The organism is Paractinoplanes aksuensis (assembly GCF_024137025.1).
GTDB lineage: Bacteria > Actinomycetota > Actinomycetes > Mycobacteriales > Micromonosporaceae > Actinoplanes > Actinoplanes aksuensis.
In genome coordinates this window covers 17119-38874 of record NZ_JAMYJR010000012.1, presented here as the reverse complement: position 1 = coordinate 38874, position 21756 = coordinate 17119, and the positions used below count along the sequence as shown (strand labels likewise).

16 protein-coding genes are annotated in these 21756 nt (G+C 70.3%); 3 read left to right on the top strand and 13 right to left on the bottom strand.

Translation table 11 applies throughout. From position 1 onward, the window contains the following. The first annotated feature begins 358 nt into the window (after positions 1-358). Entirely contained in the window at positions 359-2149 is a 1791-nt protein-coding gene (locus M1L60_RS12215) for a serine/threonine-protein kinase (RefSeq protein ID WP_308208454.1), read from the top strand. Between the two features lie 44 nt (positions 2150-2193). Here the strand turns inward: M1L60_RS12215 and M1L60_RS12210 are convergent, their stop codons facing one another. From M1L60_RS12210 to M1L60_RS12200, 3 genes are read right to left on the bottom strand one after another with little or no spacing between them, the layout of a single operon-like run. After that, positions 2194-2796 carry a GNAT family N-acetyltransferase gene (locus M1L60_RS12210; RefSeq protein WP_253237491.1) on the bottom strand — a complete coding sequence of 201 codons (603 nt, stop codon included), beginning with the start codon at positions 2794-2796 and terminating at the stop codon, positions 2194-2196. Continuing rightward, positions 2793-4316, bottom strand: coding sequence for an APC family permease (locus tag M1L60_RS12205; protein WP_253237490.1), 1524 nt, complete (start codon positions 4314-4316; stop codon positions 2793-2795). Before M1L60_RS12205 ends, M1L60_RS12210 begins: the two co-directional genes overlap by 4 nt. A 52-nt stretch (positions 4317-4368) precedes the next feature. Beyond that, positions 4369-5019, bottom strand: a complete 651-nt coding sequence (locus M1L60_RS12200) for a GOLPH3/VPS74 family protein (RefSeq protein ID WP_253237489.1) — start codon at positions 5017-5019, stop codon at positions 4369-4371. A gap of 548 nt (positions 5020-5567) precedes the next feature. Between M1L60_RS12200 and M1L60_RS12195 the strand changes: the two genes are divergently transcribed. Next, positions 5568-6566 (top strand): TerC family protein, encoded by a 999-nt coding sequence (locus M1L60_RS12195; protein ID WP_253237488.1) that lies wholly within the window; start codon positions 5568-5570, stop codon positions 6564-6566. A gap of 61 nt (positions 6567-6627) precedes the next feature. On the opposite strand, the gene M1L60_RS12190 is transcribed toward M1L60_RS12195, so the two are convergent. The 3 genes from M1L60_RS12190 to M1L60_RS12180 form a co-directional block, all read right to left on the bottom strand. Beyond that, positions 6628-6885 carry a hypothetical protein gene (locus M1L60_RS12190; protein ID WP_253237487.1) on the bottom strand — a complete coding sequence of 86 codons (258 nt, stop codon included), beginning with the start codon at positions 6883-6885 and terminating at the stop codon, positions 6628-6630. A gap of 169 nt (positions 6886-7054) precedes the next feature. Then, positions 7055-10198: a LuxR family transcriptional regulator gene (locus tag M1L60_RS12185; protein WP_253237486.1), complete on the bottom strand. Its 3144-nt coding sequence runs from the start codon at positions 10196-10198 to the stop codon at positions 7055-7057. A 104-nt stretch (positions 10199-10302) separates the two neighbouring features. After that, complete coding sequence (locus M1L60_RS12180; RefSeq protein ID WP_253237485.1) at positions 10303-10482, bottom strand: hypothetical protein; 180 nt, start codon at positions 10480-10482, stop codon at positions 10303-10305. Between the two features lie 92 nt (positions 10483-10574). Here M1L60_RS12180 and M1L60_RS12175 point away from each other — a divergent pair, with 92 nt between their 5' ends. Continuing rightward, on the top strand, positions 10575-12095 hold the full coding sequence (locus tag M1L60_RS12175) for a hypothetical protein (protein ID WP_253237484.1): 1521 nt from the start codon (positions 10575-10577) through the stop codon (positions 12093-12095). Between the two features lie 1754 nt (positions 12096-13849). On the opposite strand, the gene M1L60_RS12170 is transcribed toward M1L60_RS12175, so the two are convergent. From M1L60_RS12170 to M1L60_RS12140, 7 genes are read right to left on the bottom strand one after another with little or no spacing between them, the layout of a single operon-like run. Then, positions 13850-14527, bottom strand: a complete 678-nt coding sequence (locus M1L60_RS12170) for a hypothetical protein (RefSeq protein ID WP_253237483.1) — start codon at positions 14525-14527, stop codon at positions 13850-13852. Between the two features lie 7 nt (positions 14528-14534). Next, a complete protein-coding gene (locus tag M1L60_RS12165) occupies positions 14535-15695 on the bottom strand; it encodes an ABC transporter permease (RefSeq protein WP_253237482.1) in 1161 nt (386 codons plus the stop codon). Then, a complete protein-coding gene (locus M1L60_RS12160; protein WP_253237481.1) occupies positions 15692-16384 on the bottom strand; it encodes an ABC transporter ATP-binding protein in 693 nt (230 codons plus the stop codon). The genes M1L60_RS12165 and M1L60_RS12160 overlap by 4 nt, the downstream gene beginning before the upstream one ends. Next, positions 16381-17499 (bottom strand): efflux RND transporter periplasmic adaptor subunit, encoded by a 1119-nt coding sequence (locus tag M1L60_RS12155; RefSeq protein ID WP_253237480.1) that lies wholly within the window; start codon positions 17497-17499, stop codon positions 16381-16383. Before M1L60_RS12155 ends, M1L60_RS12160 begins: the two co-directional genes overlap by 4 nt. A 57-nt stretch (positions 17500-17556) precedes the next feature. Further along, a complete protein-coding gene (locus M1L60_RS12150) occupies positions 17557-19062 on the bottom strand; it encodes a sensor histidine kinase (protein WP_253237479.1) in 1506 nt (501 codons plus the stop codon). A 1-nt stretch (position 19063) separates the two neighbouring features. Continuing rightward, positions 19064-19780, bottom strand: a complete 717-nt coding sequence (locus tag M1L60_RS12145) for a response regulator transcription factor (protein ID WP_253237478.1) — start codon at positions 19778-19780, stop codon at positions 19064-19066. Positions 19781-19840: 60 nt separating this feature from the next. Further along, positions 19841-21157, bottom strand: coding sequence for an efflux RND transporter periplasmic adaptor subunit (locus tag M1L60_RS12140; RefSeq protein ID WP_253237477.1), 1317 nt, complete (start codon positions 21155-21157; stop codon positions 19841-19843). Between the last annotated feature and the right edge of the window lie 599 nt (positions 21158-21756).

Here is a 21756-nt window from a genome sequence, read left to right as displayed (position 1 = left end):
GCGTTCGTACCGTGCCGGTTGCGCGTGTGGGTGGTTGCGGTTACGGCTGGTTCGAGGGCGGCGTGTTGCTGCTACGGCTTCAGGCGATGGACGGTGTCGCGGACCTGTCGCCTGCCGAGCCGTGTTCGGGTAGCCGCGGCGCGATGGGGTGAGTCGGAGACGGCCGGCCCGATCGGCGCGGGAAGACAGTCCGATTGAGGGTGAAACGACCAAAGTGGTACGGGGGTGACGGGGTGAGGGGTGGAGTCGCCGTGCGTGCGAGAACGGGTGGGTTCTGGTTGCTTGTGGAGGGATCGATCGGGACCATCGGCGTCGCGAATCGGGTCAAACGGTTTCCACAGGAAGGTTTCGACTTCAGGTGCAGTCTTTCCCCTCCGTGACCGGCAGTGTTTCCGGTGAGGCGGCTACGGCCGACCTCAGTGGGCGTTGTGTCGGCAACTCGTACGTTCTCGTGTGCCCGGTCGGGCATGGCGCCACCGGGACAGTGTGGCGTGGCATCGATCGGAGTACCGGGGCCGATGTGGCCGTCAAGCTGTTGCACGAAGGGCTGTTGCGTCAGCCGAAGCTGGTCATACGGTTCGTGCAGGAGCGCACGATCCTGATGATGATGCGGCACGAGAACATCGTCGGCGTGCGGGACCTGTTCAGCGCGGGTGGGTCGCTCGCGCTGGTCATGGACTATGTCGCCGGGGGTAGCCTGCGCAACCACCTGCGGGCCGAGGGCACGCTCGCGCCGGCCGACGCCGCCGATCTGCTGGCCCAGGTGGCGGCGGCGCTGGCCCAGGCGCACGAACTGGGGGTCGTGCATCGGGACGTCAAGCCGGACAACATTCTGTTGCAGCAGAACGACGGGCGGCTCGAGGTCCGGCTCACCGACTTCGGCATCGCGCGGGTGCTCGACACGGCGGGGCTCACCACGCCGCAGGCCATCGTGGGCACGCCGCACTACATGGCGCCCGAGGCTATTCAGGGTGAGGCCGTGCCCGCGTCCGATGTGTATTCGGCGGGCATCGTCCTTTTCGAACTTCTGACCGGCACTCCCCCGTACGCCGGGGAGCCGCTCGCCGTGCTGCGGGGGCACCTCGACGACACCCCGCAACGGCCGGCCGGGCTGCCCGACGCCGTGTGGGAGCTGATCGACTGGTGCCTGGCCAAGGACCCGGAGCAGCGCCCGACCACCGCCGAGCTGGGGGTCGCGCTGCGGGAGCTGGCCCGCTCGACCGCCGGCGTTCCGGCCCTGACCGCGCCGGGTGACGCCACCGTCGTCACTGGCGGAACCGCGCAGCTCGGCCTGCGGGCAGTGTCCCATCCCTCCGTACGCCCGGTGTCTTCTCGCAAACGGCCGCGCAACGGGCCGAAGTCGTGGATGTGGCGGCGCCCCTGGGCGATGGCGGCCCTGCTCGCGGGGACCGTGGCGCTGTCGGGGCTGGGCGGCTTCAACGCGTGGCAGCTGATCGACTCGGGTGGCGACTCCCCGGCTGCCGCAGCACCTCAGGCCTCGGTGCAGCCGAGTGCCGGGGCCGCCGTTGGCGCCCGGCCTCGCTCGTCGGCTCCGCCGAGGGTGTCGGCGCTGCCGAGCGGCGGGCCCGGCCTGCCGCCGGAGTCGGGGTCGGGGCTACCCGGTCTGCCCGGTGGACCGGTCGCGCCGGCCGGGACCGGTGAGGGTGGGGGTGCGGGTCGTCCGGCCGGGCCGACCACCAGTGCGGGAGCGGGGGTCGGGGTCGGGGCGTCGGCCGGGCCGGCTGGTGTGGGGGCTTCGGCCGGTCCGGGTGGTGGGCGGGTCGAGGCCAAGTTCGGGCCGTGGCGTTGTGGCGATCAGTACGACTGGGATCTCGGCCATCCGGTGCTGGCGCGGCCGTGCCATGCGGTGGGAAGCGGCGTACGGGTGATCGGCCAGATGGAAGCCATGCCGGGACTTCAGCTCGACATCTCGCTGACGCTGCGGGACGCGGCCGGGGACGATGTGGTCGCCGGGCCGTACACCTGTAAGGCTTTGATGTTCACCGACTTCGCGCTGAAGCACAGTTGCGGGCCGGTCGACTTCCAGCCACCGCGCGGGCGCGAGCTGGTGCTGGTGCAGACGTGGGAGTACACGCAGCGCCCGCTGATCCCGGGTGGCAAGGCGCGCGGGCCCGCCTTCAGCTGGTGAGGGCAGGGGACGCGACCGGACGGTGGCCGCGTCCCCCAGGGAACTCAGACGGCGCGCCACATCCGGAAGAACGGGGTGCCGTCGGGGAGCAGCATCTCGAACGGGTCCATGTCGGCGTAGCCGCTGCGGCGGTACAGGCGCACGTTGTTCTCGTTCGTGGCCTCGAGGTAGGCGGGCACGCCGGCCGCCTCGAGCTCGTTGTGCACCGTACGCATCAGATCGCCGCCCAGACCGTGGTGCTGGTGGTCGGGGTGGACGGCCAGGAAGGCGAGGTGCCAGTGCGCGTCGTGCGGGTGGTGCTTCTCGAAGAGCAGGTCGAGCGCGACGAACCGGTCGATGTAGTCGCCGGCCAAGGCCTGCAGCCTCTCCTCGTACGCCTCGGGGTCCGGCGACTCCTTGGTGTAGTCGAACCAGACAGCGGTCGCGGCCAGGCCGGTGCCGTCGGGCAGGTCGACGACATCGACCCGGCCGTACTTCTGGGCGTGCTCGGTGAGCAGCGTGAAGAAGTCGGCCATGACCTTGAGCCGGTCGGCCTCGGACGGAACGAGGTAGGCGTTCGCGTCCAGGTTGAAGAACGACAGGCTGATCAGGTGCCCGACGGCAGGGATCTCCTCGTCACGGGCGGGGCGGATCGGGGGGAACGTCACAGCTGGTCCTTCTGGTTGTCGGTGGAGGAGAGAGCGGCGGTGAACCCGCCCGTGCCGGCGGCGGTGGAGCTGCGGGCGCCCAGGCCGATACCGGCGTACACATGCGGCTTGCTGCCCCGCAGGATCAGCGCCCAGGCGATGCCGGCCAGCAGCAGCACGGCGAAGGCCAGCGGCACGACCCAGGTCGGCTCGCTGCCGGGCTCGACGCCGAACAGCGTGGCGATGTTGCTCAGGGCCAGGTACGACATGATCACCAGCAGGATCGAGCCGAGGACGGGCGCGCCCAGGCGGTGCCAGAAGTCCTCACCCTCGGGGTGCCGCACGAAGTAGCCGATGACCGCGAACGACGTCAGGGTGATCAGCAGCAGCACGCCGATGCCGCCCCCGCTGCCGCCCCAGAAGAACAGGTTGACCAGCGGGTCCCAGCCGGCGACGGCGTAGACGACGATGACGGTCAGGCCGAGGGCGCTCTGCACGAGCGAGCCGTTCTTGGGCGCGCCGGTGCCGGGCACGGTGCGGCCGAACGTGCGGGGCAGCACCCCTTCGCGGCCGAGCGAGAACATGTAGCGGGCGATGATGTTGTGGAACGAGATCATCGCGGCGATCAACGAGGTCAGGAACAGCGCGTAGCCGAGGTCGACGGCGCGACCGCCGAGCTGGTCGGAGGCGACGTTGAAGAACAGGTCGGGGCCCTCGGCGCCGGCCCGGCCGACGACGTCGGGGCCGGCGGCCGAGATCATCGACCACGCCGCGAAGCCGTACAGCACGGCGATGAGAGCAATAGCGATGTACGTGGCCCGGGGCACCGTACGGCGCGGGTCGCGCGACTCCTCGCTGAAGACCACGGACTGCTCGAAGCCGACGAAGCCGGTGATGGCCATGGCCAGCAGCGCGCCCGAGCCCGCGCCGACCAGGCTGCTCACGTCGACCGGGGCCGAGGACGCGGCGAAGTTGGGCGAGAACAGGTCGGCGACGCTGAACGCGAAGACGACCACGATCTCGGCCACGAGCAGCGTGGCCAGCACCTTGCCGTTGACGGCGACATCGCGGACGCCGAGCACAGCGGTCAGCGCCCAGACGACCAGGGCCAGGATCCACCACTGGATGTCGAGCCCGAACCACTTGTCGAACAGCGGGGACGCGATGGCGCCGAAGCCGCCGTAGGCCGCGATCTGGAACATGTTGTAGGCCAGCAGCGCGACCCACGATGCGCCGACGCCGAGCGGCCGGCCGATTCCCTGCGAGATGTACGCGTAGAAGGCGCCCGCGTTGGCGATGTGCCGGGCCATGGCCACGTAGCCGACGGCGAAGATGGCCAGGACGACGGCGACGGCCACGAACGCGATCGAGATGCTGGTCAGCTCCGTGACGGCGATGCCGGTGGGCACCACCCCGGCGACCACGGTGAGCGGGGCCGCGGCGGACATGACGAAGAAGACCACCGCGGCGACGCCGAGCCGGTCCTTGGCCAGCGCTGTGGACAGCTGGCTCTGTGGGGGTTTTGTTGCGGTCGAAGACACACCGATCTCCAGATAGGGGGTTGAGAAGGGGGTTAGAGGGTGGTGAGAGTGCTCAGGCGCGCCGGGCCATCACGGCGTCGCCCACCGCGGCCTCGGCCTGGCTGATCAGTTCGAGCAGCATGGCCGGGAGGCGGCGCTTGAGCTGGTCGAAGAGCTGGCCCCGGCCGCGGGCGTCGAGGGTGAGAAAGACGTGCTGGTCGAGGCCGGTGGCCAGAATCAGGCCGGCCAGGACCAGGTCGGGGATGTCGAGCAGCTCACCGCGGCCGATGAACGTGCGGACCCGGGTGGCGGGCCACCCGGCGATCATCGAGTCGGACGGCACGAAGGTGACCTTGGATCCGAACAGGCCGCGCTTCTCTTGCCGCTGCACCAGGGCGGAGCGGGCGAGACGGCGTTCGACCAGGTCGGTCGCCACACCGGTGGCCAGGAACGAGATCCAGTCGCGGACGGCGCGATGATGCCCCTCGCGCAGCAGCTGGTCGAGGACGGCGGTGGCGGCGGGGTCGCCGGTGGGGCGGTCGTCGATGATCTGAATCTTGCCGTCCACAACGTCGACGCGGCGCCAGAGCACCAGTTCGCCGATGAGGGCGGACGCCATGCCCAGCCCCAGCGTCGCCGGGGAGAGCAGGCACTTGCCCTTGACCGAGTCATGGGCCGTGAGAAACAGATCGTCGGCGAGGGGTAGCTGTGCCGATGCGGTCACGGCACGTCTCCTCTCCACTTCGATGTCACAAGGGGTTATCTCGGCCTTCCCCGCCAGGTGATTACCGAAAGTGATGCCCACTGCGTACAGCGAACGTTACGGTGTGCGTCCCCCAGAACGACATCGGGTAGCATGCCAGCGTGGTCAACTCAGCGCAACGTCCTCATCAGACAAAGTTTCGCTCCGATGTGGTGAGATCGCCGATGCATCCTGCCTCAGCGCTCTGACCTGCGACTATGAGAGCTCCGTGAAGGGCTCGTAAAGCAATGTTAACGTTTTAATGCACGTCTATCTATGCATTTGGTGTACCCCGATCGAGGAGCGCCGATGACCGTGAGCGTCAATGACGGAGAGTGCAGCCCTCGTCGCTTCTCTACTCTGAGTAATCATCGCCAGGAGCAGTCGGCCGCGCGGCGATAACGGGCCGCGTGAGCCTCCGGCCCGGGTAAAGTCCCTGGATAAGCGGCGGATTGCTCAGCAAGCTCCCAGGGTAAGCGGGGAGGATTGATCGGTTGCCGCCCCGCTTACTGCCCGGAGGTTCCATACCCATGCTTGAGGTCACCGCGCTCGGCTGGACGCTGACCATCGGGGTCATCGTCGCCCTGCTCGCCCTCGATCTGGCCGTCGGCGTGTTCCGGCCCCACGCCGTCGGCTTCCGCGAAGCGGCTGTCTGGTCGATCTTCTACATCGCCGTCGCGATCGCGTTCGGTGTCGTCTTCGGCCAGATAGCCGGCTGGGACTTCGGCGCCGAGTACTTCGCCGGCTACATCGTCGAGAAGAGCCTGTCCGTCGACAACCTGTTCGTGTTCGTGATCATCATGGCCACGTTCGCCGTGCCCGAGAAGTATCAGCAAGAGGTGCTGACGTTCGGCATCATCATCGCGCTGATCCTGCGGGTCATCTTCATCATGCTCGGCGCGACGCTGCTCAACCTGTTCTCGTTCATGTTCCTGATCTTCGGCCTGATCCTGATCTTCACCGCGGTCCAGCTGTTCCGGCACCGCGACGTCGACCCCGACGTCGAGGACAACGCGCTGGTCAAGTTCAGCCGCCGGGTCCTGCCGGTCACCGACGACTACATCGACGGCAAGATGATCACCAAGGTGGACGGCCGCCGGGTCGTCACGCCGATGTTCATCGTGCTGATCGCCATCGGCAGCTCCGACCTGCTGTTCGCGCTCGACTCGATCCCGGCCGTCTTCGGGGTCACCAACGAGGCGTACATCGTGTTCGTGGCCAACGCGTTCGCCCTGCTCGGCCTGCGTGCGCTGTTCTTCCTGGTCAAGGGCCTGCTCGACCGCCTGGTCTACCTGTCCGCGGGCCTGTCGGTCATCCTGGCCTTCATCGGCGTCAAGCTGGTGCTGCACTGGCTGCACGTCGACATCAACACCTCGGTCCCCGAGATCCCGACCCCGCTCTCGCTGGGGGTCATCATCGGTGTCCTGGCCATCACCACGGTGGCCAGCCTGATGAAGTCGAAGAAGGACCCGGACACCAAGGCTCACGCCGGCAGCCTGCGGGCCCGCTCGGACGACCGCCAGCACTGACAGCAGACACGAAGAAGCCGGCCGGGTCTGTCCCGGCCGGCTTTTTTGGTTACTGCGGGCGTCAGCCCAGGTATCCGCCCATGCCGGCGGTCTGGCGGCTGCTGCTCTGCAGGCGCGCGCTGTCCTGCCGGTAGAGGATCTCCCGGATGACCTCGGTCTCCTCGTTGGTGTGGCGGGAGAGGAGCTGGTCGAGCTCGGCGCGCTCGGAGGTGGTGCGGAACGACGCGAGCTCGTCGGCGAGCCGGCGGTGGGCGACCCGCATGGTGCGGCGGTTCGCCAGAACCGTGCGGGCGTCGCGAAGCTTGGTCGTGAACTGCATGGCCGTCTCCTTACGGATTGTGATGGCGATAGGCCTCGTCGCCTTCCTCTACAACACTCCACGAGGCACGCTTCATCCCCAAATCACGCAGGTAAACAGTGGGGTTCAGAGGTGACGGGGGCCACCCCAATCCTGTAGCCGAGGTCACTGTCCGTGGTGAAGTGGCTGGTCAGGCACTCTTGGTGACTTCGGACACCACGGTCGCCATCCGAGAAGACAGTTGCGTCCGCGACCGCACCCCCAGCTTGCGGTAGATCCGGGTCAGCGTGGCCTCCACCGTCTTGACGCTCAGATACAGCCGCACGGCGATCTCGCGGTTGCTGGCGCCGTCGCGCACGAGGGCCGCGATCCGCAGCTCGGTCGAGGTCAGGCCCAGGTCGAGCGGGGTCGTGCCGGCCGCCGAGGCCCCGGCCAGGGCCCGCTCGGTCTGCTCGGCCCACGGTTTGGCGTCGGCCGCCAGGAAGATCGCCAGCGCGGCCCCGATGGCCAGGCGGGCCGCGGCGTACCGGCGCCGGCGCCGCTCGGCGCTGCCCTGCACCAGCAGCGCGTGGGCCTGCTCGATCGGCTGGTGCAGCCGCGCGAAGTGCTGGGCCGCGGCCGCCGAGAGCTGCACGGCCGAGTCGGCGTGCCCGCTCTCGCTGAGCACCACCGCCGCCGCCCGGTCGAGATAGCCGTGCAGCCCCTGGCCGCCCAGCCGGTCCGCCGCCGCCCGCGCCGCGGCCAGGGTGGCCGCCGCCTCGGCCTGCTCGCCCAGCGCGGCCAGCCCGCCGGCCAGGTCACCGTGCCAGCGCACGATCATCGGGTCGCCGCCGCCCGATCCCGCCTCCAGGTCGCGCAGGCGGCGCAGCGCGGTCACCCCGTCCCGGGTGCGGCCCGCCCGCAGCTCGGCCTGGCCCAGCGCGTGCAGGTTGCGGCGCAGATAGAGGGTGTCGCCCTCCTGCTCGGAGGCGCGCACGCCCCGGCCCGCGAACCCGGCCGCCGCGGCCAGGCTGCCCCCGGCCAACTCGGCGATGGCCGCCGTGTAACAGGTGGGCCCCGGGCTGAGTCCGGCCCGCTGCGCGGCTCGCACGGCCTGATGCGCATAGTCGAGGGCCTCGCGGCACCGCCCGGCCCGGGTCGCCACCTCGGACAGGCTGCGCAGCACGCAGACCCGCGCCTCCCCCACCCGGTCCGGCCCGGCGACGGCCAGCAGGCTGAGCAGCGCCGCCCGGGCCTCGTCGAGCCGGTCGTCCATCATGGCGAAGCGGGCCGCGACGTACCGCGGGCCGTAGTGCAGCCAGTCGGGCGCGGGCGCGGCGGGCAGCACCAGCGCCTCGGTCAGCGTGTCGGACCAGCCCGGGTCCCCGCACAGCCGCTGGATCTGGGCCAGCACGCTCAGCGCCATGGCCTCGGTGGCCGGGTCCCCGGCCCGGCGGGCGGCCAGCGCGGTCCGGGCCGCCTCGTCCCCGGCCCGGTCCGGATCGCCGGTCAGCAGGAACGCCCAGGTCATCCGCAGCCGCACCGGGGCCGACAGGGCCGAGTCGTCGCCGGCCTCCTCGAGCGCCACCGCGACCATCTCCCCCATCTCGGCCAGCCCCTGCCCGGCCAGGTCGATCAGCACCAGCCGGGCCTGCACCCGGTGAGCGGCGGGGGCGTCGGCCGCCAGCACCGCCTCGGCCGCGCGTCCGGCCAGCGCGGGGAGTCCGGCGCTGAGGCCGCTGCGAGCGGCGGCGACCAGCCAGTCGAGCCGGTGGGCGGTACACGTGTGCGGGCAGCGGTCGGCGGCCAGCAGGAACAGTTCGGCCGCGGTGCGACCGGCCCCGCGCGCGGCACAGCGTTGAGCGGCGGTAGCCAGGGCGCGGGCCACTGCCGCGTCCGGCACCGAGCTGCGCAGGGCCTGATGGCGCAAAGCCTCGATATCGTCGACGGCGCCCGCGGCCAGCGCGGCGTGAGCCTCGGCGCGTTCGACGGCCGACGCGTCCTCGGCGATCACGGTGGCGAGCAGGGGCGGGGTGAAGCGGATCTGCTCGCCGTCGACCGTGACCGCACCGGCCTCGGCGGCCAGACGCAGATCCCGTACGGCGTCCTCGCGTCCGGCCCGCAGCAGCAGCGCCACCGTTGGCCGGGCGGCCAGCGCGGCCAACAGGAGGGTCGGCCGGGGCAGGCCCGTGAGGCGGCCGAGCAACAGTTCGCGGGCCGGCTCGGGCAGCGGCGACGGACGCCAGGCCGGTCCGGGTGGCAGCGCCGCGCCGAGGCTCAGGGCCAGGAACGGGTTGCCCGCGCTGACCTCGTGCATCCGGCTGGCCACCCGGCACGGCAGGCCCCGCGCCTCCAGCAGCGCGGTCAGATCGTCCGCGGCCAGCGGCGGGACCTCCAGCTCGACCGCGGGCGCCGGGCAGAGCCGGATGGCCCGGCGCCGGGTGATGGGGCTGGGATGGCGCTGGGCGGCGATCACTCGGAGGTCGGGGTTCGCACGGTGCTCGGCCGCTCCCGCCCGGACCTCGGGACCGGAACCACGCTCGGTTGCTGCCACCCCGACCTCACGACCCGAACCACGCTCGGCCGCTGCCACCCGGACCTCAGGACCCGAACGGTGCCCGGCCACTCCCACCCGGACCTCAGGACCCGAACGACGCTCGGCCGCCCCCACCCGGACCTCAGGACCGGAACGGTGCCCGGCCGTCCTTACCCCAACCTCATTGCCCGAACGACCCTCGGCCGCCCCCACCCGGACCTCAGGACCGGGGCGGCGCTCGACCGCTCCAACCCGGATTCCGGGGCCGGGGCGGCGCTCAGCGGCGACCACTCGGACTCCGGGGCCGGGACGGCGGCGCATGGCGAAGGCGATCAGGTCGGCCGACTCGGCGTCGAGCCATTGGCAGTCGTCGAGCACGAGCAGTACGGGCCGCAGCCGGGCGCTCTGGGCGAGCAACTGCGGCAGCACGAGGCGGCGGGCTCGAGAAGCGGCGCCGGCCCGCGGGGCCATACCCTGCCGCAGCGCGGCCAGGGCGGACCGCTGGGGACGGGACAGCGCGGCTTGTGGCGCGGCTTGTGACAGCGCGGTTTCCGGCGGCGTGGCTTGCGGCAGCGCGGTCTGCGGCGGCGTGGGCTGTGGCAGCTGCGCTATGAGATCGGCGATTCCCGCGTACGCAATAAGCTTTTCGCTGCGCACCGGGCGCAACCACACGACGAGCTCACCGCGCGCCTCCGCGGCCGTGGCGACCGCCTCGAGCAGCACCGTCTTGCCGATGCCGGCCGGCCCGTACAGGGCCACGCCACCACCGGTGGCCAGGCGGCTCTCGATAGTCGCCAGGATTTCGCCGCGACCGTGCATGCTGCCACCCCTAGGTCTGAATCGATCTCAGCCTAGGAAGTGGCAGTCACACACATCAATAGATTCATATATGCCAACAGGTACCTATCACCGCGGGGATGGACCTAGTCGTCGTCGTCCCCACCATCGTCGTCGTCGCCGTCGTCATCGCCGTCGCCACCCGGGCAGCCCGAGAGGGTCAGCACGGTCGCCGCGCCGCCCGCCAGAAGCAGGGCCCGGCCGAAGAACGCGCGCCGGTTCAGGCCCGGCTCCCCGTTCGTTTCTTCACGAGTCGCTTCATCCATGCCCGCATTGTGTCAGCGGGACGACGTATCCGGGAGGTGTCCGCGGGCCCATCACCGGGTGACCCGACCCGGAACTACCCGCGAGGTGACCCATGCCGACCTGGATCGTCGTGCCCTGCCTGCTGCGGTTGCGAGACGAGTTCGACGACCTCGCCCCGCACCGCGACAAACAGGAGGAGGGCACGATCGGCGACAAGAACCACCACTCGACGTCGGACCACACCCCCGACGAGCGGTCGGTGCACCTGCGCCACAAGGACGCCGACAACCTCAACGAGGTGCACGCCCTCGACATCGACGCCGACCTGCGCCTGCCCGGCACCACTATGGAGGCGGCGGTGCAGTTCCTGCTGACCCGCTGCCGCTCCGGCGCCGAGAAACGGGTGCGCTACATCATCTTCAACCGCCGCATCTGGTCGGCCTCCGACGGCTGGCAGCAGAACGAGTACACCGGCAAGGACCCGCACACGGGTCACGCCCACTTCTCCGCGAAGTACGACACCCCACTCGAGGCCTCGACGGCCTCCTGGCGCCTGGAGGACATTCCCGTGGCACTGACCAACGACGACAAGAAGTGGCTCTCGGCCGAGATCACCAAGCAGGTCCGAGGCTGCATCGACGACCATCTGGAACCACAACATCGGCCGGGCCACCGGCACCGCCGACCAGACCGCACAGAGCGCCCTGGTCACCGCGAACGTCCGGGCCGGCTCGGTGGCCAACCGCCAACTCCCCGACCTGGCCGACGCCGTCAAGCAGGTAGCCACCCAACTGAAGGCCGGAGTGCACTGATCCTGACGCGATCAGAGCGGGCGCAGGCTGCTGACCACCTCGTCCAGGGTGGCAATCAACCGAGCCGAGTGTTGGGCCAGATCAGCCTCGCCCGCGACCACCCCGTCAACATGCAGGAGAACACTGACGGTCGCGTTGCCCGAGGTGGCCTCGGCCCGGACAAGCGGACGGTCCAAGCCCACCTGCCGCCGATCAACCGTGGCGAAGCCGTCGTCGCCGACCCCGGCCAACCCCACCACGATGTGCCCAGCCTCCCGCGAGGCCGCCTCGGCCCACCCCTGAGGCCGGTGCCAGCCAGTTCCCGACTCAACCCGCTTGATATCCACGGTGACGGAGTCGACCGATCCCTTGTAGGACCACACCCGCTGAAACTCGCTGTCGTCATCAACCCCGTTCTGCGCAGCAAACGGCCCCGCCAAGATCAGCGTCGCGCCCGCAATCCGCGGGGCACCCCCAACCACGTGATGCCACGGCGGCCCAGCCGCGCTGGGAGACGATCCGAAGGCGCCGGCTTCACCGCCCGAGCCCCGACCGTCCGACCCGGACCGCGCACCCCGCCCGTGATCATCAAAAGCACCCATCAGCGCTACCCCCGCTCCCGGCCAGGCGAGCCTGGCCCACTTACGACAGCGGAGATGATGCCAGCGCAGCCAGTTGAGCGACCCGGCCGGTGGGCGACCCAGCCGGTAGGCGACCCAGCCGGTGGGGTTCCGACTGTCAGTCACAACCGGGCCCACGGGCATCAGTCCCGCGGACAAACCCAAGCGACCCGGCCGCGGGGTGTTGGGCGTAGTGGCTGCGGGGCGGAGACGCGGACGTAAACGTCAATGTCAGACTGAGCCGTGTTCTCACCCTGAACAGCGCCCATCATTCCACTGCCGGAATACCCATTGTTCGAATTCCGCCCTGTTGATCAATCCGTTGCGGCACAACAATTCGACGCGAAATGCAAACTCAGTCCGATACAGAAGATCGACCAAAACATCGGAGCTGTCCAGCCGCACGAAATCAGCCGGGAACGAGGAATAAACCAGTCGCAGAGAATCGGCCGGGCACAAGGGACCGTTCGCGTGCGAGAGGCGGACCACGCGCAAGAAATCGGTCAGCAACGGGAGCCCGGCTGGGCACGAGAAGTCGCCAGGCACGACAACTCGCCCAGGCACGAGAAGTCGGCCACGCACGGAAAGTCGGCCACGCACGAGAACTCGGCCACGCACGAGAACTCGGCCACACACGAGAACTCGGCCACGCACGAGAAGCCGGATGGACACGGGACTTGGCCACGAGGGAAGAACCGGCCAGGCGCAGGTGATCAACGGAGCACGATGCAGCCGGCCAAGCGGGACGAACGACGCGAGCAAAAGCGACCGGCCGGGCAAGGGAAATCGGCGGCGCGCCGGAGGTCAGCCCAGCGCGAGTGATCACCTGGGCCGACGTTTCTACCAGGCGGGATGGCCCTGTGCGTGCTGCGGCTCCTGCGCCGTGCGCGGTAGGGGCGCGCTCGGCGTGGATAGATTGACTGGTCGGCTGCCTGCTGCTCGATGGCGCATCCGTCGATGCGCGGACAGGGTCGGCCGGTGAGGGCTGGCGCATGCTTGTCGCGCCCTCTGGCCAGATCAGCGGTGGGACGGGCTCGGACTGGTCGTGCAGGCCCAGTTCTGCGCACTCGCGGGAGCAACCGTGGGATCGGCAGAGTTTCTGGGCGTGGCGGCGGGCCAGGCCCCATCGGCGGCGGCGGGCGTGGTCGCGGCGGAAATCTTCTCTTGAGGGTGAATAGTTGCGTGCTCTTGTGCGATCGCGCAGTGCAGCGGTCACCGGGCGGGTGAACAACTGGAGCTGCTGGTATCGCATGGAGTATTTTCCCGCATCCTGCGTACCGCTCGCCAAGATTCGATCATGCCAATCCAGAAGAAATTTCTCGGCCAAAAAGGCTCCAGAAAGGTATCGAAAATCGTTCTTCGATCAGGCTAGAATCGGCGTAGCGTCTCGGCAGTTTCGGAAGGATTGCGCCGCGTAGACACCCATCGCACCGCCAAGATCTGGCTGTGCGTTTGGACTTCGGGTCGGAGTAATTCTTCGTCGGACAACGTGGACAAGGACTCTCTGCGCGCAACATACATGGCTCGCCCCGTAGTCCCGCGAAAATCAGAGGTGCCGGCCCGTAATGTTCCGGGTGCGTGGTGAGCGGGTGAGGTAACGCGACCGGCTCACCCGAGGTGGACGGGCGAGAACACAAGACCGGCTCACACGGTCGGCAGGTGAGGCGACGCGACCGGCTCACCCGAGGTGGACGGGCGAGAACACAAGACCGGCTCACGCGGTGGGCGGGTGAGGTGACGTGGCCGGCTCGCTCGAGGTGGCCCGGCCCCTGGCCTCAGGTGAGCCGGCCGCATCGGCTCGCCCGGGGTGGCCCGGCCCCTGTCTCGGGCGAGCCGGCCCTAGCGGCGCGCCCCAGGGCGGCCCGGCCCTGGCCGCGGGCCTGCGGCGGCGCCTCCACCGGGGGCGCGTTCTCGACGGCGTCTTGAACTGCTTAGGCAGTGGTGTCCGCTGGGGCCGCTTGTTCGAGCGGCGGGGGCTACTTCGTGGTGGTCACTGTGGAGGCTGTGATTGTGCCGTCGGTGGCGGTGTTGCCCTGGATCGTGACGGACTGGCCGGTTTTGACGTCGGTCAGCTTGCTCTTCGACGCGGTGGACACGGTCGTCTTGCCGTCGGTCTTGACTGTGACCACGGTGCCGTCCGACTTTTCGATGTAGAGGGTGGTGCCGTTGACCAGCTTGACCTTGCCGGTGGTGGCGGCCGCGGCGCCGCTCGCCTGGGCACCGCCTGCTTGAGCACCACCCGCTTGAGCGCCGCCGGCCTGGGCACCGCCCGCTTGAGCGCCGCCGGCCTGGGCACCGCCGGCCTGGGCACCGCCCGCTTGAGCGCCGCCGGCCTGGGCACCGCCGGCCTGGGCACCGCCCGCTTGAGCGTCGCCCGCTCGAGCGCCGCCGGCCTGGGCGCCGCCGGGGAAGTTGGGGGCGCCGTAGCCGGTGCGGTTCTGGGCGTTGCCGAATGCGCCGGGGCGGGCGGTCGGCGTGTCCTGCGTACCGTAATTCTTTTGGGTTTGCAGGCCGGTGGCGAAGCCGCCGATCAGCAGGAGGCCCGCGCCGAGCAGGATGGTGCCTTTGTTCCACCAGCGGCGTGGGGCGGCCTTGGCCAGCTCGGCGGCCAGGCCGTCGTCCGGGGTGTCGAGGATGGCGGTGTCGTCGTTCATGGGGTCCTCACTCGTAGCGCAGCGCGTCGATCGGGCGCAGGCGGGCGGCGCGGGCGGCGGGCAGGCCGCCGAAGAACAGGCCGATGGCGATGGAGACGCCCAGGGCCAGGCCGACCGAGCTGGGCACGATCACCGGGCGTACGCCGACGATCTCGAAGCTGCTGCCGATCAGCGCGGCCGCCACGCCCAGCAGGCCGCCGAGGACGCTCAGCAGCGTGGCCTCGATCATGAACTGGGTCAGGATGACCCGGCGGGGTGCGCCCAGGGCCTTGCGGATGCCGATCTCGCGGGTCCGCTCGGTCACCGTGACCAGCATGATGTTGGTGATGCCGATGCCGCCGACGAGCAGGCTGATCGCGGCCACCGCGCCCAGCAGCGTGGTGAAGGTGTCGGCCGTCTCGGTCTGGGTCTCGAGCAGTTGTGAGGCGTTCTGGATCCGGTACTGCGTCTCGTCCAGGGACAGGCCGAGGATCGTCGACACTTGGGACTGCACGGCGTCGACCTGGGCCGGTGACGAAGCCTCGACCAGGATGGAGTTGAGCGAGCCGTAGCCGGTGAGCACCTGGCGCACGGCGGTCAGCGGGGCCACCGCCGTGTCGTTGGCGTCCTGGAAGCCGGTCGAGCTCTTCCCGGCCAGCACCCCGATCACGGTGAACAGCGCGCCGCCCACGGTGACCTGCTGGTCGATCGGGTCGGCGCCGGGGAACAGTTCCTCGGCCACGGTCGGGCCGAGCACCACCACGCGGCGGCCCTGGGCCTCGTCGTCGGTGGTGAACGCGGCGCCCCGCCCGACCGGCGTGTTGGACGCGGCGAACCAGCCCGGCGTGGTGCCCACGAACGAGCTGACCTCGTGGTCGGCGCCCTCGTAGGTGACCGTGGCCGACGCGCTGACCACCGGCGACACCGATCGCACGTCGGGCGCGAGCACGGGGTCGGCCAGCGCTCCGGCCGTCTCGGTGGTCAGCGCGGAGCCGGTGCGACCGGCGCTCATCACGGTGATCGTGTTGGTGCCCAGCGCCTCGATCCGGTCGCTGATCGCTTTCGCCGAGCCGTTGCCGACCGCGACCAGCAGGATCACGGCCGCCACCCCGATGAGGATGCCGAGCATGGTCAACGACGAGCGCAACTTGTTGGCCGACAGCCCGCGCAGAGCGAAGGTGAGGCTCATGGGCGCTGCCGCACGTCGTGCACGATCCGGCCGTCGACCAGGCGGATCAGGCGTTTGGCCCGGGCCCCGACCTCGGGCTCGTGGGTGATGATGACGATCGTCCGGCCGGCCGCGCTGAGCTGGTCGAAGACGTCGAGCACGTCCTCGGTGGAGCGGGTGTCGAGGTTGCCGGTCGGTTCGTCGGCCAGCAGCAGCGCGGGCTCGGTGACCAGCGCGCGGGCCACGGCCACCCGCTGCTGCTGACCACCGGAGAGCTGGTTCGGCTCGTGCCGGGCCCGCTCCGCGAGCCCGACCACGTCCAGGGCGGCCCGAGCCCGGCGCCGTCGTTCGTCGGGCTTGATTCCCGCGTACGCCAGGGGAAGTTCGACGTTGCCGGCCGCGCTCATCCGCGGGATGAGGTTGAACGCCTGGAAGATGAAGCCGATGAGCCGGTTCCGGGCCAGGGCCAGTTGCCGGTCGGCCAGGTCGCTGACGTCCACCCCGTCGAGCAGGTAGGTGCCGGTGGTCGGTACGTCGAGCGCGCCCAGGATGTTCATCAACGTCGACTTGCCCGAACCGGACGAGCCCATGATCGCCACGTAGTCGCCGCGCTCGACGGTCATCGACACTCCGCGCAGGGCGTGCACGGTGGCTTCGCCTTCGCCGTACGTCTTCGTCAGGTCCCGTACGTCCAGAACCGGCCGCCTCATCGCGGACCCCCGCCCGGGAAGCCTCCAGGGAAGCCGCCACCCCGGTTGCCGCCGGTCTGACTGGTGGTCGTCGCCGTCTCCCGCAGCACGACCCGGTCGCCGGCCTGCACGCCCGCGGTGATCTGGGTGGCGCTGTCGCCCTCGAGACCGATCTCGACCGGGCGCACCTCCTGGGCTCCGCCGTTGAGCACCGTCACCGAGTGCCGGGTGCCGACCGAGGTGATCGCGGCCGAGCTGACCATCAGCGTGTTCTCGACGCTGCCGGTGGTCACGGCCACGCTCACCGTCTGGCCGGCCTTGACCCCGGCCGGCAGCTTGTCGAGCGAGAGCGCTACGCCGTACGTGACCACGTCGTTGGCCGAGGTGGCCGAGGGATCGATCGCGGTGACCCGGCCCGTGGCCGACGTTCCGTCGAGCGCGTTCCACGTGATCGTGGCGGCCTGCTTCTCTTTCAACCTGGTCGCGTCGGCCTCGGCGAAGGCGGCCGTGACCTGTATCTTCGTCAGGTCCTGGATCTCGGCGAAACCGGTCGCCGCCGAATCCTGCTGGCTGGTGCCGCCGCCCTGGCTGCCGGCTCCGGACGAGCTGCCCAGGGTTCCGTTCACGGCCGTGACCGTGCCCGCCATCGGCGCCTTCAGGATCGTTCCGGCCACCGCCGCCTCGGCGTTGTCCACCGCCAGTTCGGCCTGCTCGACCTCGTTCTCGGCGCTCGACGTGTCCGAGTCCGCATCCTCGGCACGGTCGACGGCGTCCCGGGCCGCGTCCAGGTCGGCGTTCGCCGCGTCCAGCGAGCGCTGCGCCTCGGCCGGGTCCACCTTCGCGAGCACCTGGCCCTTGGCGACCTTCTGACCGACCCGTACGGAAATCGAAGTGACGGTGCCGGCGGTGCCGAAGCTGGCGGTCGCCGTGCTGGCGCTCTCCACCGTCCCGTCCGCTGTCACTGTCTTGGTGACGGTGCCTTCCTGCACCGCGACCGTGCGGGTGGAGGCGGCCGCGGCAGGCGCGTCGTCCCCGGTCAGGCTCCGGTAGGCCCAGAAGCCCCCGGCTACGATGAGGACGCCGAGGGCGGTGTTGACCGCCACCGCGGGACGTCGCAGGGTGAGGCGCGCAGGCATGCCGGACACTGTGGCGGCCGGTGCTCGGAACAGCTTCGGCGCAACCTGGGAACCACCTCAGAGCACGACGGCCGGCAACACGACCCGGAACGTCGCTCCCCCACCCGGCACGGAGTCGAGCTCGACCCACCCGCCGTGATCGTGCACCAGCGCGGCCACGATGGACAGACCCAGCCCGGATCCGCCGCCCTTGCCCCGGAACCGGCTCGGATCGGCCCGGTACAACCGCTCGAAGACCCGTGGCGCATGCTCGGCGGCTATCCCCGGGCCGTTGTCGGTCACTTCGAGTACGGCGATCTGCGGGCCGACGGGCAGGGCCGTCCCCGACACGACACTGGCGGGTGCGGGTGGCCGGGCCGGCATCACCCCTACCCGTACGGTGATCCGGGTGTTCTTCGGCGTGTGCAGGAGCGCGTTGGCGACGAGGTTGGTGGCGACCTGCCGCAATGCGTGCTCGTCGCCCAGCACCGTGGCCGGCTCGAACGTGTCGTCGTCGTCGCGCAGTCCGGCCAGCAGCACCGTGCGCCCCGGATCACGGGCGTGCGCGTCACGGACCGTGTCGGCGGCCACCTCGAGCAGATCGACCGGGCCGCGGGCCAGCGGGCGTTGCTGATCGAGGCGGGCCAGCATCAGCATGTCCTCGACGAGCACACTCATCCGGCCCGCCTCGGACTCGATGCGGTCGAGGGCCGGGCCGGGCTGCACGCCACCGCGCCGGTGCAACTCGGCAAAACCACGGATCGAGGTCAATGGCGTACGCAATTCGTGCGAAGCGTCGGCCAGGAACTGGCGCATCCGGCGTTCCGAGGCGGTGCGCGCGCCGACCTCGGCCTCGATCCGGCCCAGCATCGAGTTGAGGGCCAGACCGAGACGGCCCGGCTCGGTGTGCGGATCGGCGTCGGTCACCCGGCCGCTCAAGTTGCCGGCCGAGATGTCGGCGGCCAGGCGTTCCATGGCCGTCAAGGGCCGCAACCCCAGGCGTACGACGAAGGCCGCGCCCAGGCCGAGCAGGCCCAGCACCAGCACGCTGACGCCGAGGTCGATGAACAGCAGCTGGTCGGTGGTCTCGTCGACCTCGGCCAGCGAGACCCCGGCCACCGTGAAACCGCCGCCGTCGGTGTTCGCGACCGCGATCATCCGCCACTCGGCGCTGCCGTCGCTGGCACTGACCGTGTACGGGCCGTCGGTGCTGACCTCGCTGGCCACCGGGATCGGCGGGCGACCGAGGCCGGCCGACGAGCTGTACTCGGGCAGCAGCACGCCGTCGGCGTCGCACCGGTAGATGACCTGATCGGGGCCGAGCTTCTTGAGCGGGCCGGCGTCGTCGGGGTGGATGAAGCGCGAGTAGCGGACGCTGGGGTCGGCCCGCGAGACCGTGTATTCCGGCGGAGGTTTGGCCAGCATCCGGGACATGCCCAGCAACTGGTCGTCGATGCGGTCGCCCAGGTAGTTGCGGATCAGCAGCAGCCCGGCGACGTTCGCGGCCAGCAGTGCCACCGCGGTGAGCACGCCCACCACGAGCACGAGGCGGGACCGCAGCGTCCAATGGGTCCAGCGCCGCATGTCAGTCGTCGCCGCGCGGCAGCCGCAGCGAGTACCCGACCCCGCGCACGGTGTGGATCAGCGGCGGGTCGACCTTGTCGATCTTGCGGCGCAGGTAGTACACGTACGACTCGACGATGCGCCCGTCCCCGCCGAAGTCGTACTTCCAGACCCGATCCAGGATCTGTGCCTTGCTGACCACCCGGCCGGCGTTGGTCAGCAGGTATTTGAGCAGGTTGAACTCGGTCGGCGAGAGGTCGACGACCCGGCCCGACCGGCGCACCTCGTGGGCGTCCTCGTCCATCTCGAGGTCGGCGTAGCGCAGCACCCCGCTCGGTTCGGGCGCGTCCAGGCCGGGCTGGGTGCGGCGCAGGATCGCGCGGATCCGCAGCACGACCTCTTCCAGGCTGAACGGCTTGGTGACGTAGTCGTCGGCGCCGGCGGCCAGACCCGAGATGCGATCCTCGAGGGCGTCGCGGGCCGAGAGGAACAGCACGGGCACCCGGGATCCGGTGGCCCGCAGCCGCTGGGCCACGTCGAAGCCGTCCAGGTCGGGCAGCATCACGTCGAGCACGATCAGGTCGGGCTCGTATTCGGCCGCCGCGAGCAGGGCCCGATGACCCGTCTCGGCCACCCGGACGTCGAACTCGACGAGCCGCAGGGTCGCGCTGAGCAGCGCGGAGATGTTCGGCTCGTCATCGACGACCAGCACCTTGGCGGTGCGCGTTTCGGTTAGCACGCCGAAGAAGTATCAACGCCGCCTAGGAATTGCCTATGAAGTTGTGAGGAGTCAGCTGTATCACCACGTGCGCGCCACCTCGTCACCCTCCGCGAGCCCGCGGGTGATCTCGGTGTACCGGTCGCCCCGCAGCCCGATCCCGACGCTGACCGTGGTGCTGCCCGTGCGCACGACACCGTGATCACCGGCCACGTCGTGAACGGCGGTGCTGGGTACGCGGAGGACCTCGCTCTTGGCCCCCGTGGTCACCCGGACCGGGGCGGACTGGCCGACCAGCAGGTCATCGGGCTTGTCATCGAAGGCGAGCAGCACGCCGTACCGCACCATGGTCCCGTCACTGGTGCCGACCGGGTCGACCTGCACGACGGTGGCGGCAAACTCCTGCCCGGCCCGGTCGGCCAGCGTGACGACAGCCTTCTGGCGTACGGCCAGACGGCCGGCGTCGGCCTCGGGGAAGTCCGCGCTGATCTGCATGTCGTAGATGTCGGCCAGCGTTATGAAGCTGTTACCAGCGCTGACCTGGCTGCCGACCTTGCCGCTGACACTTAGGACGCGGCCAGCTATGGGGGCCTTGATGGTGGCGCCGGCCAGGGCGTCTTCGGCGTTCTCGAGCGTGGTGCGGGCCTGGGTCACTCGCTGCTCGGCACTGAGAACGGGGTCGGCGCCGCTGTCCCGGCCGCCCTGTTGCCCGCCGGTAGCGGCGCAGCTCGGCCCGCTACCGCCGCCGCTTCGCCCCGGCGCCACGGGTCCGGCCGGCGCGGTGGTCCTGGTCGGCGCGGTGGACCTGGCCGGCGCGGTGGTCCTGGTCGGCGCGGTGGACCTGGCCGGCGCGGTGGTCCTGGTCGGCGCGGTGGTCCGGCCGGGCGCCGTGGTCGCGGTCGGCAGCGCGCTACGCGTCGGTGTCGGCGTCGGAGTGGCGCTCGACGTGGTTGTCGGCGCCGTGTACGCGGCCGCGACATCCGAGCCACAACCCGTGTCCGGCTCCGCTTCGGCGGCGTCCCGCGCATCGGACAGCGCGTCCTGCGCATCGTCCAAGGCATCCTGCGCGTCCTCGACAGCCTTGGCCGCATCGGTGTCATCGACCGAGGCCAGCGCCTGCCCCGCCGTGACCGTGGTCCCGGCCCGCACGGAAACGCTCTCCACCGTCCCCGCCACCGAGAACCCCAGGCTGCGACTCTGAGCCGGCTGCACGGTCCCGGTGGTCGCCACCTCGGTCGTCACCGCCCCTTTGTCAACGGCCACGGTCTCAGCCGCCTCCGGCTCCTGCGTGGCATCGGCCGTGACTGCCCGCACCACACCAAAGACAACGAGCGCCAGCACCACAACCGCCGCCACACCCCAGATCCAGCGCCGCCGGCCGCCCAGTGCTTCACCCATGGCCCGGAAGTGTCACGCCCCCGCCTCGCCCCACCCTCCATCCCACCTCAGAATTCGCTCGGAACCCCGCCACCGCCCACCGCCGACCCCGTCGCCCGACTCCCGGTTTCGGCAGGTTGCCGCGCTACGGCTGACGCGCTTGTTCGGCTCGGCGGGTTTCGGCGCCGGCTTGTCTGCCGCCGCCGGGGTGACTGACAAGTCCACGGATGCGAACCGGCCGGCGTCACGCCCGCCGCGACGGTGCACGCCGGCCAGGCGGCGGGGCTCAGCATCCGGATTTGCCGAGAAGCGGACACCCCATCAAGGCCCGTGCATTTCGCAACGACACCACAATAGCGGCGGCGCCGTCCCTGAATCGTTCACGAATGAGTCAACCTGTCGTGAATCGGCTACCGGGTAAAGTAGATTAAAGACAGGCGAAAACTCCCACCAGGGCGCCGCGGCCCGGCAACAATCAGGGCGGCTGTAGCGGTATTCTCGAACCACGCACAGACGACATGGCACGCTGAAAACAGAGTATGGATTCGCGCGGACAAGTGCACGTCCCTATGTCATCGAAGATGGCGAAGTGGTTGTTGGAATTGTTGCCTGCTTCCCGG

Excerpts from the sequence above, each read along its gene's own strand:
- M1L60_RS12195 (WP_253237488.1), top strand. The coding sequence starts at position 5,568 with ATGCTTGAGGTCACCGCGCTCGGCTGGACGCTGACCATCGGGGTCATC.
- M1L60_RS12190 (WP_253237487.1), bottom strand. The coding sequence starts at position 6,885 with ATGCAGTTCACGACCAAGCTTCGCGACGCCCGCACGGTTCTGGCGAAC.
- M1L60_RS12185 (WP_253237486.1), bottom strand. The coding sequence starts at position 10,198 with ATGCACGGTCGCGGCGAAATCCTGGCGACTATCGAGAGCCGCCTGGCC.
- M1L60_RS12180 (WP_253237485.1), bottom strand. The coding sequence starts at position 10,482 with ATGGATGAAGCGACTCGTGAAGAAACGAACGGGGAGCCGGGCCTGAAC.
- M1L60_RS12175 (WP_253237484.1), top strand. The coding sequence starts at position 10,575 with ATGCCGACCTGGATCGTCGTGCCCTGCCTGCTGCGGTTGCGAGACGAG.
- M1L60_RS12170 (WP_253237483.1), bottom strand. The coding sequence starts at position 14,527 with ATGAACGACGACACCGCCATCCTCGACACCCCGGACGACGGCCTGGCC.
- M1L60_RS12165 (WP_253237482.1), bottom strand. The coding sequence starts at position 15,695 with ATGAGCCTCACCTTCGCTCTGCGCGGGCTGTCGGCCAACAAGTTGCGC.
- M1L60_RS12160 (WP_253237481.1), bottom strand. The coding sequence starts at position 16,384 with ATGAGGCGGCCGGTTCTGGACGTACGGGACCTGACGAAGACGTACGGC.
- M1L60_RS12155 (WP_253237480.1), bottom strand. The coding sequence starts at position 17,499 with ATGCCTGCGCGCCTCACCCTGCGACGTCCCGCGGTGGCGGTCAACACC.
- M1L60_RS12150 (WP_253237479.1), bottom strand. The coding sequence starts at position 19,062 with ATGCGGCGCTGGACCCATTGGACGCTGCGGTCCCGCCTCGTGCTCGTG.
- M1L60_RS12140 (WP_253237477.1), bottom strand. The coding sequence starts at position 21,157 with ATGGGTGAAGCACTGGGCGGCCGGCGGCGCTGGATCTGGGGTGTGGCG.